The sequence below is a fragment of the Bacillus sp. FJAT-44742 genome (assembly GCF_002797315.1).
Lineage (GTDB): Bacteria > Bacillota > Bacilli > Bacillales > Marinococcaceae > Thalassorhabdus > Thalassorhabdus alkalitolerans.
In genome coordinates this window covers 3,445,121-3,463,725 of sequence record NZ_KZ454936.1, presented here as the reverse complement: position 1 = coordinate 3,463,725, position 18,605 = coordinate 3,445,121, and the positions used below count along the sequence as shown (strand labels likewise).

Annotated in this window: 12 protein-coding genes, 6 tRNA genes, 3 rRNA genes and 1 pseudogene; all 22 read right to left on the bottom strand. The window is 45.8% G+C overall.

Annotated features, from left to right (window positions below):
• Positions 1-113: 113 nt before the first annotated feature.
• A tRNA-Ala gene (locus CEF17_RS17055) sits at positions 114-189 on the bottom strand.
• A gap of 7 nt (positions 190-196) precedes the next feature.
• A tRNA-Arg gene (locus CEF17_RS17050) sits at positions 197-273 on the bottom strand.
• Positions 274-276: 3 nt separating this feature from the next.
• Positions 277-351 (bottom strand) — tRNA-Gly (locus CEF17_RS17045).
• A gap of 29 nt (positions 352-380) precedes the next feature.
• Positions 381-456: transfer RNA gene (locus CEF17_RS17040), tRNA-Lys, on the bottom strand.
• A 45-nt stretch (positions 457-501) separates the two neighbouring features.
• Positions 502-577: transfer RNA gene (locus CEF17_RS17035), tRNA-Thr, on the bottom strand.
• Positions 578-583: 6 nt separating this feature from the next.
• A tRNA-Val gene (locus tag CEF17_RS17030) sits at positions 584-659 on the bottom strand.
• A gap of 8 nt (positions 660-667) precedes the next feature.
• Positions 668-784: ribosomal RNA gene (gene rrf / locus CEF17_RS17025) — 5S ribosomal RNA — on the bottom strand.
• An 81-nt stretch (positions 785-865) separates the two neighbouring features.
• Positions 866-3,806: ribosomal RNA gene (locus tag CEF17_RS17020) — 23S ribosomal RNA — on the bottom strand.
• 297 nt (positions 3,807-4,103) lie between these two features.
• Positions 4,104-5,671, bottom strand: a 16S ribosomal RNA gene (locus CEF17_RS17015).
• The 16S, 23S and 5S rRNA genes sit together here with 6 tRNA genes alongside, the layout of an rRNA operon.
• A gap of 501 nt (positions 5,672-6,172) precedes the next feature.
• Positions 6,173-7,663 carry a lysine--tRNA ligase gene (gene lysS, locus CEF17_RS17010; protein ID WP_100400567.1) on the bottom strand — a complete coding sequence of 497 codons (1,491 nt, stop codon included), beginning with the start codon at positions 7,661-7,663 and terminating at the stop codon, positions 6,173-6,175.
• 289 nt (positions 7,664-7,952) lie between these two features.
• Positions 7,953-8,493, bottom strand: a pseudogene (locus CEF17_RS17005) (tRNA-dihydrouridine synthase); the annotation flags it as partial.
• Between the two features lie 41 nt (positions 8,494-8,534).
• Positions 8,535-8,738: a helix-turn-helix domain-containing protein gene (locus CEF17_RS17000; protein ID WP_100400566.1), complete on the bottom strand. Its 204-nt coding sequence runs from the start codon at positions 8,736-8,738 to the stop codon at positions 8,535-8,537.
• Entirely contained in the window at positions 8,690-9,220 is a 531-nt protein-coding gene (gene folK / locus CEF17_RS16995; RefSeq protein WP_100400565.1) for a 2-amino-4-hydroxy-6-hydroxymethyldihydropteridine diphosphokinase, read from the bottom strand. Before folK ends, CEF17_RS17000 begins: the two co-directional genes overlap by 49 nt.
• A complete protein-coding gene (folB, locus tag CEF17_RS16990) occupies positions 9,221-9,580 on the bottom strand; it encodes a dihydroneopterin aldolase (RefSeq protein ID WP_100400564.1) in 360 nt (119 codons plus the stop codon).
• Positions 9,573-10,415 (bottom strand): dihydropteroate synthase, encoded by an 843-nt coding sequence (gene folP / locus CEF17_RS16985; protein WP_100400563.1) that lies wholly within the window; start codon positions 10,413-10,415, stop codon positions 9,573-9,575. The genes folB and folP overlap by 8 nt, the downstream gene beginning before the upstream one ends.
• A 23-nt stretch (positions 10,416-10,438) precedes the next feature.
• Positions 10,439-11,290 carry an aminodeoxychorismate lyase gene (gene pabC / locus CEF17_RS16980; RefSeq protein ID WP_100400562.1) on the bottom strand — a complete coding sequence of 284 codons (852 nt, stop codon included), beginning with the start codon at positions 11,288-11,290 and terminating at the stop codon, positions 10,439-10,441.
• 1 nt (position 11,291) lies between these two features.
• Positions 11,292-11,876, bottom strand: coding sequence for an aminodeoxychorismate/anthranilate synthase component II (pabA, locus tag CEF17_RS16975; RefSeq protein WP_054637360.1), 585 nt, complete (start codon positions 11,874-11,876; stop codon positions 11,292-11,294).
• A complete protein-coding gene (gene pabB / locus CEF17_RS16970; RefSeq protein WP_100400561.1) occupies positions 11,873-13,342 on the bottom strand; it encodes an aminodeoxychorismate synthase, component I in 1,470 nt (489 codons plus the stop codon). The genes pabA and pabB overlap by 4 nt, the downstream gene beginning before the upstream one ends.
• 166 nt (positions 13,343-13,508) lie before the next feature.
• A complete protein-coding gene (gene cysK, locus CEF17_RS16965; RefSeq protein ID WP_100400560.1) occupies positions 13,509-14,438 on the bottom strand; it encodes a cysteine synthase A in 930 nt (309 codons plus the stop codon).
• A 121-nt stretch (positions 14,439-14,559) separates the two neighbouring features.
• The gene (hslO, locus tag CEF17_RS16960) at positions 14,560-15,459 is read right to left on the bottom strand and encodes an Hsp33 family molecular chaperone HslO (protein ID WP_100400559.1); all 900 of its coding nucleotides are present in this window, start codon (positions 15,457-15,459) and stop codon (positions 14,560-14,562) included.
• 39 nt (positions 15,460-15,498) lie between these two features.
• Positions 15,499-16,263 (bottom strand): type III pantothenate kinase, encoded by a 765-nt coding sequence (locus CEF17_RS16955; RefSeq protein ID WP_100400558.1) that lies wholly within the window; start codon positions 16,261-16,263, stop codon positions 15,499-15,501.
• 237 nt (positions 16,264-16,500) lie between these two features.
• Positions 16,501-18,540, bottom strand: coding sequence for an ATP-dependent zinc metalloprotease FtsH (gene ftsH / locus CEF17_RS16950; RefSeq protein WP_100400557.1), 2,040 nt, complete (start codon positions 18,538-18,540; stop codon positions 16,501-16,503).
• Between the last annotated feature and the right edge of the window lie 65 nt (positions 18,541-18,605).

Sequence of the window (18,605 nt, the reverse complement as noted above, 5' to 3'; positions counted from 1 at the left end):
CTGACGTTTGACTTTCATTCGATTTTCAAAGGACAACTTTACTTTTTGTAAAGCGACAACAATTATAATATCAAGTTATCATTTCTGTGTCAATAACTTTTTTAATAATTATTTGGTGGAGCCTAGCGGGATCGAACCGCTGACCTCCTGCGTGCAAGGCAGGCGCTCTCCCAGCTGAGCTAAGGCCCCAAAAAAATGGCGCGCCCGAGAGGAGTCGAACCCCTAACCTTCTGATCCGTAGTCAGACGCTCTATCCAATTGAGCTACGGGCGCTTATGGAGCGGAAGACGGGATTCGAACCCGCGACCCCCACCTTGGCAAGGTGGTGTTCTACCACTGAACTACTTCCGCAATGTTATTCTGTTAAATGTCAAATTAAATGGTGAGCCATGGAGGATTCGAACCTCCGACCCTCTGATTAAAAGTCAGATGCTCTACCAACTGAGCTAATGGCTCACAACATTATGGCATATAAAAACCTTCAGTGTAGAAGGCAAATAATGGTGCCGGCCAGAGGACTTGAACCCCCAACCTACTGATTACAAGTCAGTTGCTCTACCAATTGAGCTAGACCGGCAGGATATGGTGGAGGATGACGGGATCGAACCGCCGACCCCCTGCTTGTAAGGCAGGTGCTCTCCCAGCTGAGCTAATCCTCCTAGAGTACGCCTGGCAACGTCCTACTTTCACAGGGAGTTGCCCCCCAATTATCATCGGCGCTGAAGAGCTTAACTTCCGTGTTCGGCATGGGAACGGGTGTGACCTCTTCGCTATCGCCACCAGACATGTAGAGAACATCGTTCTCTCAAAACTGAATAACAGAGAAGAAATAGAGTGTATCACCGAGGCGCCCACCTAATTGTGTTAGGATAAGCCCTCGACCGATTAGTATCTGTCAGCTTCACGTGTCGCCACGCGTCCACCTCAGACCTATCAACCTTGTCATCTTCAAGGGGTCTTACTAGCTTGGCGCTATGGGAAATCTCATCTTGAGGGGGGCTTCATGCTTAGATGCTTTCAGCACTTATCCCGTCCACACGTAGCTACCCAGCTATGCTCCTGGCGGAACAACTGGTACACCAGCGGTGTGTCCATCCCGGTCCTCTCGTACTAAGGACAGCTCCTCTCAAATTTCCTGCGCCCGCGACGGATAGGGACCGAACTGTCTCACGACGTTCTGAACCCAGCTCGCGTGCCGCTTTAATGGGCGAACAGCCCAACCCTTGGGACCTACTTCAGCCCCAGGATGCGACGAGCCGACATCGAGGTGCCAAACCTCCCCGTCGATGTGAACTCTTGGGAGAGATTAGCCTGTTATCCCCAGGGTAGCTTTTATCCGTTGAGCGACGGCCCTTCCATACGGTACCGCCGGATCACTAAGCCCGACTTTCGTCCCTGCTCGACTTGTAGGTCTCGCAGTCAAGCTCCCTTTTGCCTTTGCACTCTTCGAATGATTTCCAACCATTCTGAGGGAACCTTTGGGCGCCTCCGTTACTGTTTAGGAGGCGACCGCCCCAGTCAAACTGCCCACCTGACACTGTCCCTGAACCGGATCACGGTCCGAGGTTAGAATTTCAGTACAGCCAGGGTAGTATCCCACCAGCGCCTCCACCGAACCTGGCGGTCCGGTTTCCAAGGCTCCTACCTATCCTGTACAAGCTGTACCAAAATCCAATATCAAGCTACAGTAAAGCTCCATGGGGTCTTTCCGTCCTGTCGCGGGTAACCTGCATCTTCACAGGTAATATAATTTCACCGGGTCTCTCGTTGAGACAGTGCCCAAGTCGTTGCACCTTTCGTGCGGGTCGGAACTTACCCGACAAGGAATTTCGCTACCTTAGGACCGTTATAGTTACGGCCGCCGTTTACTGGGGCTTCAATTCGAAGCTTCTCCCCGAAGGGGATAACCTCTCCTCTTAACCTTCCAGCACCGGGCAGGTGTCAGCCCCTATACTTCGCCTTGCGGCTTCGCAGAGACCTGTGTTTTTGATAAACAGTCGCTTGGGCCTTTTCACTGCGGCTCTCCGGGGCTTTAACACCCTAGAGAGCACCCCTTCTCCCGAAGTTACGGGGTCATTTTGCCGAGTTCCTTAACGAGAGTTCTCCCGAGCGTCTTAGAATTCTCATCCCACCTACCTGTGTCGGTTTGCGGTACGGGCACCTCTCACCTCGCTAGAGGCTTTTCTTGGCAGTGTAGGATCAGGAACTTCGGTACTATGATTTCCCTCGCCATCACAGCTCAGCCTTACAAGAAGCGGATTTGCCTGCTTCTCAGCCTACCTGCTTGGACGCGCATATCCAACAGCGCGCTTACCCTACCTTTCTGCGTCCCCCCATTACTCAAATGGTGAGGAGGTGGTACAGGAATTTCAACCTGTTTCCCATCGCCTACGCTTTTCAGCCTCGGCTTAGGACCCGACTAACCCTGAGCGGACGAACCTTCCTCAGGAAACCTTAGGTTTTCGACGGAAGGGATTCTCACCCTTCTTTTCGTTACTCATACCGGCATTCTCACTTCAAAGCGCTCCACTGGTCCTCACGATCCAGCTTCTCAGCCCTTTGAACGCTCCCCTACCACGAACACCTGATGGTGTTCATTCACAGCTTCGGTGATACGTTTAGCCCCGGTACATTTTCGGCGCAGAGTCACTCGACTAGTGAGCTATTACGCACTCTTTCAATGATGGCTGCTTCTAAGCCAACATCCTAGTTGTCTAAGCAACTCCACATCCTTTTCCACTTAACGTATACTTGGGGACCTTAGCTGGTGATCTGGGCTGTTTCCCTCTTGACTACGGATCTTAGCACTCGCAGTCTGACTCCCGAGAAATAAGTCTCTGGCATTCGGAGTTTGACTGAATTCGGTAATCCTGTAGGGACCCCTAGTCCAATCAGTGCTCTACCTCCAGGACTCTAACTCGAGGCTAGCCCTAAAGCTATTTCGGGGAGAACCAGCTATCTCCGAGTTCGATTGGCATTTCACCGCTACCCACACCTCATCCCCGCAATTTTCAACTTGCGTGGGTTCGGGCCTCCAACAGGTGTTACCCTGTCTTCACCCTGGACATGGGTAGATCACACGGTTTCGGGTCTACGACCACGTACTATGGCGCCCTGTTCAGACTCGCTTTCGCTGCGGCTCCGCCTCTTCAGCTTAACCTTGCACGGGATCGTAACTCGCCGGTTCATTCTACAAAAGGCACGCCGTCACCCATTAACGGGCTCCGACTACTTGTAAGCACACGGTTTCAGGATCTCTTTCACTCCCCTTCCGGGGTGCTTTTCACCTTTCCCTCACGGTACTGGTTCACTATCGGTCACTAGGGAGTATTTAGCCTTGGGAGATGGTCCTCCCGGATTCCGACGGGGTTTCACGTGCCCCGCCGTACTCAGGATCCACTCCGGAGGAAACGAAGTTTCGGCTACAGGGCTCTTACCTTGTCTCGCAGGTCGTTCCAGACCGCTTCGCCTACTTCGTTTCTTTGTAACTCCAATGGAGTGTCCTACAACCCCAGGGTGCAAGCACCCTGGTTTGGGCTGTTTCCGTTTCGCTCGCCGCTACTCAGGAAATCGCATTTGCTTTCTCTTCCTCTGGGTACTAAGATGTTTCAGTTCCCCAGGTCTGCCTTCTTACACCCTATGGATTCAGGTGCAGATCCTATCCCATTACGGATAGGGGGTTCCCCCATTCGGATATCTCCGGATCAAAGCTTACTTACAGCTCCCCGGAGCATTTCGCTGTTCGTCGCGTCCTTCTTCGGCTCCTAGTGCCAAGGCATCCACCGTGCGCCCTTTCTAACTTAACCTATTAGGTGGTTTGTTTCTAAGTCACGCCTCGAAAGTTCCACTTTCATGAAACTCCGGTGTGATTTTTGGCTCTATTTCTTCTGTTATCCAGTTTTCAAAGAACGAAGCACAGGATGTGCAAACTTCGGTACCGTCACAGGACGTGACGAATGGTGCCGAAGATCCTTATCCTCGTCTTCCTTATAATAAGGGAGAGTGTGCCTTGAGAGTTATCCTCTCAAAACCGAATGAAAGTCAAAACGTCCGGCCAGGACCCGAAGGTCCCGGTCGTCGATTCGGAAAAAATTACTCCGTAGAAAGGAGGTGATCCATCCCCACCTTCCGGTAGGGATACCTTGTTACGACTTCACCCCAATCACCTGCCCCACCTTCGGCGGCTGGCTCCTAAAAGGTTACCTCACCGACTTCGGGTGTTGCAAGCTCTCGTGGTGTGACGGGCGGTGTGTACAAGGCCCGGGAACGTATTCACCGCGGCATGCTGATCCGCGATTACTAGCGATTCCGGCTTCATGCAGGCGAGTTGCAGCCTGCAATCCGAACTGAGAATGGCTTTTTGGGATTGGCTAAACCTCGCGGTCTCGCAACCCTCTGTACCATCCATTGTAGCACGTGTGTAGCCCAGGTCATAAGGGGCATGATGATTTGACGTCATCCCCACCTTCCTCCGGTTTGTCACCGGCAGTCACCTTAGAGTGCCCAACTGAATGCTGGCAACTAAGGTCAAGGGTTGCGCTCGTTGCGGGACTTAACCCAACATCTCACGACACGAGCTGACGACAACCATGCACCACCTGTCACTCTGTCCCCCGAAGGGGAAGACCCTATCTCTAGGGCGGTCAGAGGATGTCAAGACCTGGTAAGGTTCTTCGCGTTGCTTCGAATTAAACCACATGCTCCACCGCTTGTGCGGGCCCCCGTCAATTCCTTTGAGTTTCAACCTTGCGGTCGTACTCCCCAGGCGGAGTGCTTAATGTGTTTACTTCGGCACCAAGGGCATCGAAACCCCTGACACCTAGCACTCAACGTTTACGGCGTGGACTACCAGGGTATCTAATCCTGTTTGCTCCCCACGCTTTCGCACCTCAGCGTCAGTAACAGACCAGAGAGTCGCCTTCGCCACTGGTGTTCCTCCACATATCTACGCATTTCACCGCTACACGTGGAATTCCACTCTCCTCTTCTGCACTCAAGTTCCCCAGTTTCCAATGACCCTCCACGGTTGAGCCGTGGGCTTTCACATCAGACTTAGGAAACCGCCTGCGCGCGCTTTACGCCCAATAATTCCGGACAACGCTTGCCCCCTACGTATTACCGCGGCTGCTGGCACGTAGTTAGCCGGGGCTTTCTGGTCAGGTACCGTCAAGGTGCCGCTCTATTCGCACGGCACTTGTTCTTCCCTGACAACAGAGCTTTACGATCCGAAAACCTTCTTCACTCACGCGGCGTTGCACCGTCAGGCTTTCGCCCATTGCGGATGATTCCCTACTGCTGCCTCCCGTAGGAGTCTGGGCCGTGTCTCAGTCCCAGTGTGGCCGATCACCCTCTCAGGTCGGCTACGCATCGTCGCCTTGGTGAGCCGTTACCTCACCAACTAGCTAATGCGCCGCGGGCCCATCTCATAGTGTTAGGATAAATCCCAACTTTTACAAGAAAATCATGTGATCTTCTTGATTATCCGGTATTAGCCCCGGTTTCCCGGGGTTATCCCAGTCTGTAAGGCAGGTTGCCCACGTGTTACTCACCCGTCCGCCGCTCATTCCACAAGCTTTGCCCCGAAGGGCGCAGCTTGTTTCCTGCGCTCGACTTGCATGTATTAGGCACGCCGCCAGCGTTCGTCCTGAGCCAGGATCAAACTCTCCGATAAAATGAAGATGTTTGAAACTAACTTAACTTACTTTAATAGAAATTAACTGACGTTTGACTTTCATTCGATTTTCAAAGGACAACTTTTTCCTGCCGCTCTTTTTGCGACTTTATTATCATAACACTCTCGTTAATAACAAGTCAACAACTTTTTAAAGTTTTTTTCGAGCATTTTTTGAAGCAGGAATGTTATAGTAACAAGTTCTGGCTAAAGTGTCAATACCTATAAAAAGAAAATGACTGACCAGAAGCTGTATTAACGTAGTATAATAACTGCGTCAATTTTATTTGTTTGTTTCCTCATCGCTTTTTGGCGACAAGAAATAATATATCATCATCTAAAAAGAAATGCAACACCTTTACTAACTTTTTTTAATGTCATGTATAATGATAACGAAACCTCTCTGAAAAGGATAGTTCTTTTTCCTAACCATTACCCTTGCATTAGTTACAAAAAACACCTGCCTTTTCTGCAGGTGTTTTTTGTTATTATATTTGGTTATTATTCTTGGTGCCTCATTTGCGGGAAAAGCAAAACGTCACGAATAGATGGAGAATCCGTTAACAGCATAACGAGCCGGTCAATTCCTATGCCTAATCCACCGGTCGGCGGAAGACCATATTCAAGAGACTCCAGAAAATCTTCATCCATCATGTGTGCTTCATCATCTCCTTGCTCCCGTTCCTTCACTTGTGCTTCGAAACGTTCCCGCTGGTCTATCGGATCGTTTAATTCAGTAAAGGCGTTTGCATGTTCTCTCCCTACAATGAACAGCTCAAAGCGATCCGTAAATCTAGGATCCTCTGGATTCTTTTTGGCAAGGGGAGAAATAGCAACGGGGTGTCCATACACAAACGTCGGCTGAATAAGTTTCTCTTCTACGAAGTGTTCAAAAAACTCGTTAACGACATGCCCAAAGCTCATTGTCTCTTTGACAGGTACCTTATGCTCTTTTGCAAGAGCTCTTGCTTCTTCATCACTCATATCTTGCCAAAAATCGACACCAGTATATTCTTTAATTGCATCTACCATATGAAGCCTTTTCCACTCCGGTGTCAAATCTACGTCATAGTCCCCATAGGTAATTTTCGTTGACCCGATCACTTCCTGTGCTATATGAGCGATCACGTTCTCCGTTAATTTCATTATATCTTTGTAGTCTGCATACGCTTCATACAATTCAATCATAGTGAATTCAGGATTGTGACGAGTGGAAACTCCTTCATTTCGGAACACTCGCCCGATTTCATACACCTTTTCCATCCCACCAACAATGAGTCTTTTTAGATGAAGCTCTATCGCGATTCGCATGTAAAGCTCCATATCTAAGGCATTATGATGAGTGACAAAAGGACGAGCGGATGCACCACCGGGGATTGAATGCATCATAGGGGTTTCCACTTCCAAGTAGCCATTTTCATCAAGGTACCGACGCATGGATTGAAGGATTTTACTTCTAGTCACAAATGTGTCGCGCACTTCAGGGTTCACAATTAAATCAAGATAGCGTTGACGATATCTTTGTTCTACATCCTTTAAACCGTGAAACTTATCTGGAAGAGGACGAAGAGATTTAGATAAAAAGGTGAAATCGCTCACTTTGATTGAAAGCTCTCCAACTTTTGTTTTAAAAGCCGATCCTTCAACACCTACAATATCGCCAATATCCGCGCTTTGGAATATTTCGTATTGTTCCTCGCCTACTTGATCCTTTCTGACGTAGATCTGAACCTGACCGGTAAGATCCTGAATATGGGCAAAACCTGCTTTCCCTTTCCCGCGCTTTGTCATAATTCGTCCGGCTAAAGTGACATGACTTTCTTTTTCTGAAAGCTCATCCTTAGTATATTGATCGAACTCTTTTTTCATGGACTCTGCAGTATGAGTTCTTTCAAAGCGGCCTCCAAATGGATCTTGTCCCTCTTCTTGCATTGCTTTCAACTTATCTCTTCGTACACTCATCTGGTCATTATATTCAAGCTCTTCGCTCATATCATCAACTCCCGATCCTGCTTATTTTCGATACATCATTTTTCAACTCTATTGGAACCTAAGTAAAGTATGTAAAAAAAGAGGGAGCCCTGCTTTAGCTCCTTTCGTCTAAAACTCCTTAAAGAAGGACGGAAGGAAGACGCTTTGGAGGGAGACCTCTAGTTACAGTTTAAAGAAGGGTGCGTGCACAACCAAGCACTTTTTAGCGGGCAGAAACTTTTTCAGCTTCTCTCGCTTCCACTTCTTCTACGTAGTTGTAAAGAACATTGGAAAGTTCTTCTCTTGTAAGCAAGTGATCTTTTACTTCCTTAATGATATCCCAATTTGCAGTCCCTTCATACATTTGCACTCTCGTTCGTCCATGAAGGGATACCCGCTTGTCCGACTGCTCTTTCAATAGCTCTTGTATTTTCTACGGCATGTATGTGGCCCCCATCCCATCCCTTGGGCATTTTTACTGCCACTGGCTTGTCAACGGTACGGTTACCATCTCATAGACTTTGGCTGGGTCGAGAAGCCACTTGGCGCCGGCATCACACTTTGTTCGAACCGGACATCACATATTCAATAATGTCCGGGTTCGTCTGCTTATCAACGACCTTAGCGGCTGTTGTTAACGTTTCTTTAGTCCCCCCGAAAATCTGGAGACTCAGCAGCTTTTCTCTTTCATCTACGCAAAGCGTTTGAAGATATTTCTCGTTCTTATGCAAGATGACTTTGCCACTCACCCTTTCAGCGCATACCAAACCCATTCCAAAATCCTTGGCGGTCGGACGAGATGCCGGATGACGTACACCAGCCATCGGGGCAAGAACCACTCGATTCTTCATTTCAATTGCCTATGTTAAGCATTTTTCACCTTCGTTTTGCTTCAACCTGATTGAAGCTCGTTTTTTGAAATCCCTAGTGCCTCGGTGACCTTCTCTATAAATTCTTCATCGGGGATGCGCGTTCCACGCTCAACATCTCCCAATAAAGAAACAGATACTCCAAGCTCATTAGCAAAGCTTTGCTGGGTATAGCCTTTTAATTTTCGGTATGCCCGAATTCTTCTTGCCCAATGTTGCTTTTCCATGCGCTTACACCTTCTTTATCTTTATCTGACAGCTGATCTACCGCTTTGTCTATCGTTATATGAAACCCCGGCAAGACAAGGTGAGGCGCAAGCTCTTGCAGCGGTATTAATACAAAAGCCCTTTCCATCATGCGGGGATGTGGGATATTTAAGTGACTCATTTCAATATTTTCTTTATTGTAGAGTAAAATGTCAAGGTCTATTGTGCGGGGGCCCCACCGAACAACCCTTACTCTCTGTAATTTATTTTCAATTTCCTGTGTTGCTTCTAGTAGTTCCACAGGTGAAAGCTCTGTTTGAATTTTAGTAACCATATTCAAAAAAGATTTCTGATCCGTTACACCTACCGGTTCGGTTTCATATAAAGACGAACTTTCTTCCACGATTACACCTGGAACTTGCTGTAATAAGTGAACCGCTTCGCGCAAATACTGCTCTCGGTTCCCCATATTTGAGCCAAGTGAGATATAAGCCTCATTCATTTATCTTTCCCTCGTTAGTTCAATGGCAACGTAATCATAATGTCCGGGTATTGGAGGGTCAGGCTTAATCACTTTAACAGTGACCCTCTCAATAATCGAAAACTCTGCCAGTACTTTATCAGTAATTGCCTGGGCTATGGTTTCCACTAAATCATATGTTTGTCCTTCGACAATTTCTTTTACAACCTGATAGGCTTCTCCATAATTTACGCTTTTCTTTAAATCATCACTGGCTGCTGCTTCGCGCAAATCTGCTTCAAGAGTCAAATCCACTCGAAAACGTTGTCCCAACTTGTTTTCTTCCGCAAATACCCCGTGATAGGCGTAAAACTCCATCCCATTTACAAAAATTTTATCCAAAAGAACTCACCTTCCTTTTTCCAAGCATCACATCCATCATTGTAGCCATTCTGCTCATCTCCAGCACATCATGCACCCTGACAATATTGCATCCCTTTTCTATCCCTAGACAAACCGTGGCTCCTGTTCCTTCTACCCTTTCAGAAGGCGGGAGGTTAAGTGTTTTTGAAATAAGTGACTTTCTGGAAGTTCCTAGAAGAACCGGGTAACCAAGTGCTGTAAATTCATCCATTCTTCTCATTGCTTCTAGATTCTGTTCATATGTCTTAGCAAAACCGATTCCTGGATCAAGTATAATCTTGTCTTCTTTCACTCCGGCCCTGCGGCAAATATCAATGCTTTCCTGTACATCGTTAATCATGTCTTCAAGCAGATCACCGTAATCAGTATTTGTTCGGTTATGCATTAAAATGATCGGTACGTCGTACTCTGCGGCTACACGAGCCATGTCAGACTCAGCCTTTGCCCCCCATACGTCATTAATAATCGCGGCGCCTGCTTCAATCGCCTGCCTTGCCACCTCTGCTTTATATGTATCCACTGAAATAGGAACAGTGAGATGTTTTGCCATCTCTCTTACTGTAGGAATGACTCTTTCCAGCTCTTCCTTCTCCTCTACTTTTGTGCTGCCAGGACGTGTTGATTCCCCGCCTACATCTATAATATCAGCACCTTGTCTTACAAGCTCAACAGCCCCTTTAACCGCTTTTTCTACATTATTGTATCTTCCCCCGTCGGAAAAGGAATCAGGTGTTGCGTTAATAATACCCATAACAAACGTCTTTTCTGTAAAATCCAGCTCCCATTTCCCCCAGGAAACAAATGAATGTTTCATTTTGGTTGTCCCTCCTTGCATGTTTAGATTTCTTGCCGGCTCCATAATTTTTCACGAAACAAAGCATAGTGTGCTTTCAACCGTGTGATATCCTCAGACTTTTTAAACTTTCTTTCATCTATTTCTGATAAAGGCACAATTTCCTGGATCGAATTTGTCACGAATGCTGCGTCTGCACTTAACAAATGATTCAATGAAAATCTTCCGGTGCGAATGTAATAGCCTAGCTTTCTGGCTAATGTCATTACGAATTGTCGAGTGATTCCGTTTAAAATGCCAGTATCTACAGATGGCGTATATAGTGTTCCCTGTTTCAGCCAGAATATATTAGAAACTACTCCTTCTGCTATATACCCTTCTCTGGTCAGGAAGATGCCTTCTTCACCTGGATGATCTCCAAGCTCTCTTTTTCCTAATATACTGTTGAAATAATGGTGGGACTTTAATCGAATATCAGCTTCTGGCGTATTCCTGGAGGTAGAAAGGATTACTCCTTTTTTTGTTAGAGAAGAAACAGGAGGCGTGAGAGGCTTCATGTAGATAATTTTCGTGGGGTTGTGATACTGGCTTGTTGTCAGCCCTAGGTCCTGTTCTCCTGCTGAGATATTATATCTGACATAAGCGTTTTGAAGATTGTTGGCGGTAAGAAGAAGATTTATTTCTTCTTCTACAGATGACCGCTCGTATGTCCACCGAATATTCATCATCGCTAGACCTTCTTCCAGCCGCCTAAAATGATCATCTAACAAAAAAGGGTGATTCTCATACACCCTGAATGTTTCAAAAAGCCCTAATCCGTACATAAATCCATGTTCAAAAGGGGAAAGGCGAGCTTCGCCCGCCTTCATAATTTTTCCGTTTATATGAATATACATCTTATACTCCTTGTACAGCCCGGTGGGTTTCAATAAAGTTGCGTAAAAGAGTTTTTCCGTCTCCTGTCATTATGGATTCAGGGTGAAATTGCACCCCTTCCACCGGCAGTGTTTTATGGCGGATACCCATAATCTCCCCTTCTTTTGTGGAAGAAGTAATTTCAAAACAGTCAGGCAGACTTTCTTTTTCCACAATTAACGAGTGATAGCGAGTTGCTGTAAAAGGTTGTGGCAGTCCCTTGTTCACTCCTTTATCCTCATGATAAATGTCGGATGTTTTCCCGTGCATTAAACGGTCAGCACGAATCACTTTTCCGCCGAATACCTGGGCAATCGACTGGTGACCCAGACACACTCCAAAAATAGGAATTTTGCCAGCAAAATGACGGATCGCTTCCATGCTGATTCCCGCCTCGTTGGGAGTACAAGGACCCGGGGATACCATAATGAAATCCGGTGCTAATTCTTCTATCTCTTCAAGAGTTACCTGGTCGTTTCTTTTTACAACCAGTTCCTCCCCCATTTCACCCAGATACTGTACAAGGTTATACGTAAATGAATCGTAATTATCAATCATTAAAATCATAAATGTTCCTCCTCTGCTCTACTCTGTTTTCCTGATACCTCTTCTTCACTCAGCTCTTTTGCCTTCCACAAGGCCTTTGCCTTTTTCAAGGATTCCTTGTACTCGGCCGCAGGATTCGAATCAATTACAATACCTGCTCCAGCCTGGACATAGGCTTTCCCTTCCTTTGCAAGCAAGGTTCGAATGACAATATTCATTTCCATGTCTCCGTTAAACCCAATCCAGCCTATAGATCCTGTGTACACTCCCCGTCGGACAGGCTCCAGCTCCTCAATGATTTCCATGGTTCTAATCTTAGGAGCCCCTGTAATTGTTCCTCCTGGAAAGGTTGCTCTTATCATATCATATACATCTATGTCTTCGGCAAGTATTCCTTTTACATTTGAAACGATATGCATGACATGGGAGTATCGTTCAATGACCATGAGTTCGTCTACGTAGACACTCCCGTATTTACACACTCTTCCTAAATCGTTTCTTTCCAAATCGACGAGCATAACGTGCTCAGCCCGCTCTTTTTCATTATAGAGGAGCTCTTCTTCAAGGGCCAGATCTTGCTCCTTGGTTTTCCCTCTTGACCTCGTCCCGGCAATCGGTCTTGTGCTTGCTTCCTCTCCATCCTTCTTTACTAATAATTCCGGTGATCCGCTCACAAGCTGGAAATACGGAGTGTGAATGTAAGCCATATACGGAGACGGGTTAAGTTCTCTTAGCTTCTCATAAATGTGAAGGGGGTCCGTTTGAAGAGTCTTCGCCTGCCGCACTGATAGATTTACTTGAAACACGTCACCGGCTTTGATATAGTCTTGTACCCTTCGTACAGCTTGTGAGAACTCACCTTCATTTAGAGAAACCTCCCACGTTTCCTCTTGCTCTTCTTTGTTTGACCATTCCCAGGAGGGATAAGGAGCAGACCAGCTTGCATAATAATCTGCTATTTTGGCCTCTGCTTTCTTCTGTTCACTCTCTTGGTAATGAACGATAATCCATAGCTTTTTCTCTTGATGATCATAAAGAAAGACATCGTTAAACACTAAAAAATAAAAATCGTCTGTATTTAAATCATCGCTTGAATCCTCTGGTAATAGCTCGACCTGCCGGATAAGATCATAGCTAAAAAAACCAATAGCTCCTCCCTGGAAATCGGGAAGGTCCGGATGTTTTTCAGTTTGGTATGGTGCCAGCCACCGCCTCATTTCCTCAAGGATATCTCCTTTGGTTTCAGCTTTCCCCTCTTTTGTTTCTACGGTAAATAGATCGTCTTTTCCTCTTAATAAAGCAAAAGGAGAGAGCCCGGCAATGCTGTAGCGGCCGCTTCGGCCACTTTCAAGCAACACGTGATATTCTAAATTTTTGCTCATATGTTTATATGTGTGAAACCACTTCTCCTCTGGAAAAGAAAAGCTCTGCGCTTTGACGTATCGACTGCTTTCTTTTGCAGGAAGCGGGGAAAAAGCTCCATTCATCATTGTCACTCCTCGCATTCTTCCATGGGAAGCTTTAAATCGTTCCTCATTGTACCATTAAGAGACAAGAAAAAAAATAAGGAGCCCTCTCCCCTAATGTGTCCTGACGCCTCGTGTAAAAGATTCCAAAAAAAGCAGCCAGAAACGGCTGCTTTTTAATAGCTTTTTATTCTGATTCTTCAAATTGATAAAGAGGTGTACTGAGGTAGCGCTCTCCATTACTAGGAATGATAGCTACGACTTTCTTTCCTTTACCAAGCTTTTTCGCTTCTTCTAATGCAGCATAAATCGCCGCCCCTGAAGAAACTCCGCCAAGGATGCCTTCTTCTCTCGCTGCACGGCGAGCATATTCGTAGGCTTGATCCTTACTTACCTGAACGACTTCATCATACACGTCGGTGTCGAGGATTTTCGGCACAAAACCAGCGCCAATGCCCTGGATTTTATGCGGGCCGGGGCTTCCGCCAGAAAGAACCGGGGAATCCGTTGGCTCAAGAGCTACAATTCTCATCTCCGGATAATTTTCTTTTAAAAGGGCACCTGCACCTGTAATTGTGCCGCCAGTTCCAATACCAGATACGAAAGAGTCAATTTGACCGTCTACTTGTTCCAGCAGCTCTTTTCCTGTTGTCTCACGATGAATCTTTGGGTTTGCTTCATTTTCAAATTGCTGAGGCATGAAATATCCATTTTCTTCTGCGAGCTCGTTCGCTTTACGGATTGCTCCACCCATACCCTCAGCTCCAGGTGTAAGAACAAGTTCTGCGCCATATGCGCGTAACAGATTCCGGCGCTCCATGCTCATTGTATCAGGCATGACAAGCACTGCTTTGTATCCTTGAGCAGCAGCAACCATTGCTAATCCAATACCCGTGTTTCCACTTGTTGGCTCTATGAGTGTATCTCCCTCTTTAAGCTTTCCTTGTTCTGCAGCATCTTTAATCATCGCTAACGCAATACGATCCTTAACACTGCTTCCCGGGTTCATAAATTCAAGCTTTAAGTAAACATCTGCGTCGTTTTCTCCCACTAAACGATTTAACTTTACTAGCGGAGTGTTTCCAATTAAATCAGTAATTGAATTTGCTACTCTCATTAAGACTCCTCCTAATACCCTAGTAATTTCATAGGCTTTATTGTTTTTATCTTACCAGTAGATTATTTAAAGTGTCAAACACTTTATTCATTAAAGCTGGGGCTCAATGATAATACCCCTTTTATCCAGGGGTATTACTTTCACTATTCAACGCACGTTCCTTTAGTTCCTGTAAGTCCTCTACAGAAAAATTGTAGATTTCATTACAAAAATGGCACTGAGTCTCTGCTCCCTTGTCCTTTTGGATCATATCCTCTAATTCCTCGCTTCCAAGACTCACAATTGCATTTCCAACTCGTTCTTTGGAGCATTGACAGGAGAATTTCACTTCTTGTTTCTCAAGAATCTTTACTTCCTCTCCAAAAATAATTTGAAGAATTTCTTCAGGATTTTTTCCCTTTTCAATGAGCTTTGAAATAGGCGGCATTGCACCAATCTGCGTCTCTAAGTTGTCAATCAGCTCATCATCAGCTCCTGGAAGCAGTTGCAGAATAAAACCACCAGCAGCCATTATCGTATTATCAGGGTTCACGAGGACCCCCAGTCCCACTGATGAAGGAACCTGTTCAGACGTAACAAAATAGTAAGTAAAGTCCTCTCCAAGTTCACCTGATACAATAGGACTGTTACCAGTAAAATGCTCCTTCATTCCTAAATCCTTTACTACTGCCAAATGTCCTTCTGTTCCCACTGCCCGGGCTACATCCAATTTCCCATGCTTATTTAAATCAAAATGAACCTGTAAATTATGAGCATACCCTCTCGTATTCCCCTTAGAATCACTATCAACTACGATGGGGCCCATTGGGCCGCCGCCCTCGATTTTAATCGTTAGTTTATCGTCTCCCTTTAGCATGGCTCCCATCATGGACCCAGCCGTCATCGCTCGTCCTAAAGCTGCTGCGGCTGTTGGCCACGCCTGATGTCTGCGGACCGCTTCATTCACCATTTCGGTGGATTTTATTGCATAGGCCCTTACTTTTCCCTCATAGGCCGTTGCTTTTACAAGATAATCAGACATACTTGTCCATCCTTTCCGTAGAAAATTCCTTTTAATGATTTATTTATTTTTTTCATAAATGACTTTTAAACCTTTTAAGGTTAAAAATGGATCTGCTTTGTTGATCGTTTTTGAATCTTTACTGATTAACTTGGCAAGCCCACCGGTAGCAATGACAAATGGAGCCTGATCAGCCTGGTCAATCATTCGAGATACTATCCCATCTACCTGTCCTACAAAACCATAATATATTCCAGACTGCATAGCATGAACCGTATTTTTCCCTACTACGCTCTCTGGTTTGCTTATTTCAACTCTTGGCAGTTTAGAGGCATGATTGTACAGGGCCTCTGTGGAAATAGTGAGTCCGGGAGCAATTGCCCCCCCTGCGTATTGATTAGAGGAATCAATATAGCAAAAAGTCGTCGCTGTCCCAAAGTCTACAATCACTAAAGGACCACTATACTGATGCAGAGCTGCGACTGCATTAACAATTCTGTCAGCCCCTACGTCTCTTGGACTGTCATACCGAATGTTTAAGCCCGTTTTAATTCCCGGGCCAATCACCATAGGTGTAAGGTTGAAGTATTTTTTGCTCATATGCTCAAATACAAACATCATGGAAGGAACAACGGAAGAAATAATAATGCCTTCTACACTTTGGGCTGATACATTATTATTCTCCATTAGAGATTTAATAATCATCCCATACTCGTCTTCGGTTTTTCTTCGGTCAGTAGAAATACGCCAATGATATAAAAGTGTCTCTTTATCATATAACCCTAACGCTATATTGGTGTTTCCCACGTCAATTACACAAATCATTTATATCACCACTATTGCACCTTTTTTAATTGTTAAAACGTTTGCTTACAAAGAATAGCTTATAGACAAAAAATATGAAAGCAAAATGTCTTTTCCCCTGATCAGATTCCTATAAAGCGTGTCCCCTTCTTACCAGAGGTATTACACCTTTTTTTCTGATTCTGCTTGCTCAGCTACAATACCAGGCATTAAAAAAGAGATGCCCGTAGGCACCCCCCTTTTTAAAAAATACTCATCTTAACGCTTATCTCTGTCTTCGGGATCTGGATTTTCAGGCAGATCGTTTGGACCAGATTCTTCGATTCCATCCTCTGGCTCTTTTGTGACATTTCCTTCTTCAGAAGAAGAGACATCAGCCTTGTCATTGTCTGATTTAGACTGAATATTTACCTTCACATCATCATTGTCCTGGTTTTCAGGGTTTGCATGATGACCTTCTGGAAGCTTCTTCTCATTAACAAGAGATTGGATTTGTTCAGCATCCAGAGTCTCAAGCTCAAGAAGCGTTTGAGCAACCAGTTCAAGAGCGTCCTTGTTTTCGGTTAAAATCTGGCGGCAGCGCTCATAAGATTCTTTAATAATGCGCTGAACTTCCTGGTCAATTTCATGGGCGATTGCATCACTGTAATTTGGTTCATTTTGGATGTCTCGTCCCAAGAATACTTGACCGCCGGAGCCTGAACCAAACTGCAGAGGTCCCAGCTTATCACTCATACCGTATTCCATAACCATTTTCCTTGCGATACCAGTCGCTCTTTGGAAATCATTATGGGCTCCTGTACTTACCTCGCCATAGATAATTTCCTCAGCTACACGTCCGCCAAGTAGACCGACAATTTTGTCGAGAAGCTCCGGCTTCGTCATGAAGTAACGGTCCTCTTTTGGAAGCATAACAGCATAACCGCCTGCCTGGCCTCGAGGAACAATCGTTACCTTATGAACCATATCCGCATTTTCAAGCTTCACACCGACGACCGTATGGCCTGCTTCGTGATGCGCAACGATTCCTTTTTCTTTCTCTGAAATCACACGACTCTTCTTCGCAGGTCCAGCAATCACACGGTCAATGGCTTCCTCTACATGCTTCATGTGAACCTTCGTTTTGTCTTCCCGAGCAGCCACCAGGGCAGCTTCGTTTAAGAGGTTCTCAAGATCAGCTCCTGAAAAACCAGGTGTACGCTGTGCGATGGCTTTCAAATTCACGTCATCTGCTAAAGGCTTGTTACGGGCATGTACTTTAAGTACTTCCTCACGGCCTTTCACGTCAGGACGGCCTACCATAATCTGACGGTCAAAACGTCCAGGACGCAAGAGAGCTGGATCCAAAATATCAGAACGGTTTGTCGCAGCAATGATAATTATCCCCTCATTGGCACCAAACCCGTCCATTTCTACGAGCAATTGGTTAAGGGTCTGCTCACGTTCGTCGTGTCCGCCGCCGACACCGGCACCACGCTGGCGGCCCACGGCATCAATTTCATCAATAAAAATAATACAAGGAGCATTTTTCTTTGCATTTTCAAAGAGGTCACGAACACGGGATGCACCGACACCGACAAACATTTCCACAAAGTCTGAACCACTGATGGAGAAAAACGGTACTCCGGCTTCCCCTGCCACAGCTCTTGCGATTAATGTCTTACCTGTTCCCGGCGGTCCTACAAGAAGAACACCTTTAGGGATACGGGCACCGATTGTCGCGAATTTCCGCGGGTCTTTAAGGAAGTCAACAACTTCCATAAGCTCCTGTTTCTCTTCATCTGCACCAGCCACATCTTTAAAGCGGGCTTTTTTCTTATCTTCCTGATAAAGCTTGGCCTTACTCTTACCAAAGTTCATAACCTTGCTGCCGCCGCCCTGGGCCTGGCTAAGCAAGAAGAAGAACAGGATAAAGATGATGATGAAAGGGATAACTGAAACAAAGAAAGTAACCCAGCCTCCAGGCTCTTCGGCTGGTTCCGTTTCAAACGTCACCACGTTCCCATCAGGTCCTTGTGCTGTCATAAGTAAGTTAGTTGAAGCTTCTGAAATAGGAATGTGTGTATGAAAATACTCGTCCTCAGCGGACTCATGAGTTTGATATTGAACGAAATACACTTCTCCTTCAGGCTGTACCATCATGGATGTTACTTCGTTGTTTTCCAGAGTGCTAACAAATTCATTAGACGTTACCTCTAGGTCAGCTTGTTGCGGATCATCTCCCAAGAAACTGATAATCCCTATAATAACGAGAAATATAAGCAAGTAAAAGATTGTATTACGAAAAATACGATTCATTCCTGACCTCCTCCCACGGACAATAAAAGCTTAGATAATAGTATCATATTTGCTCTCTTCCTCAC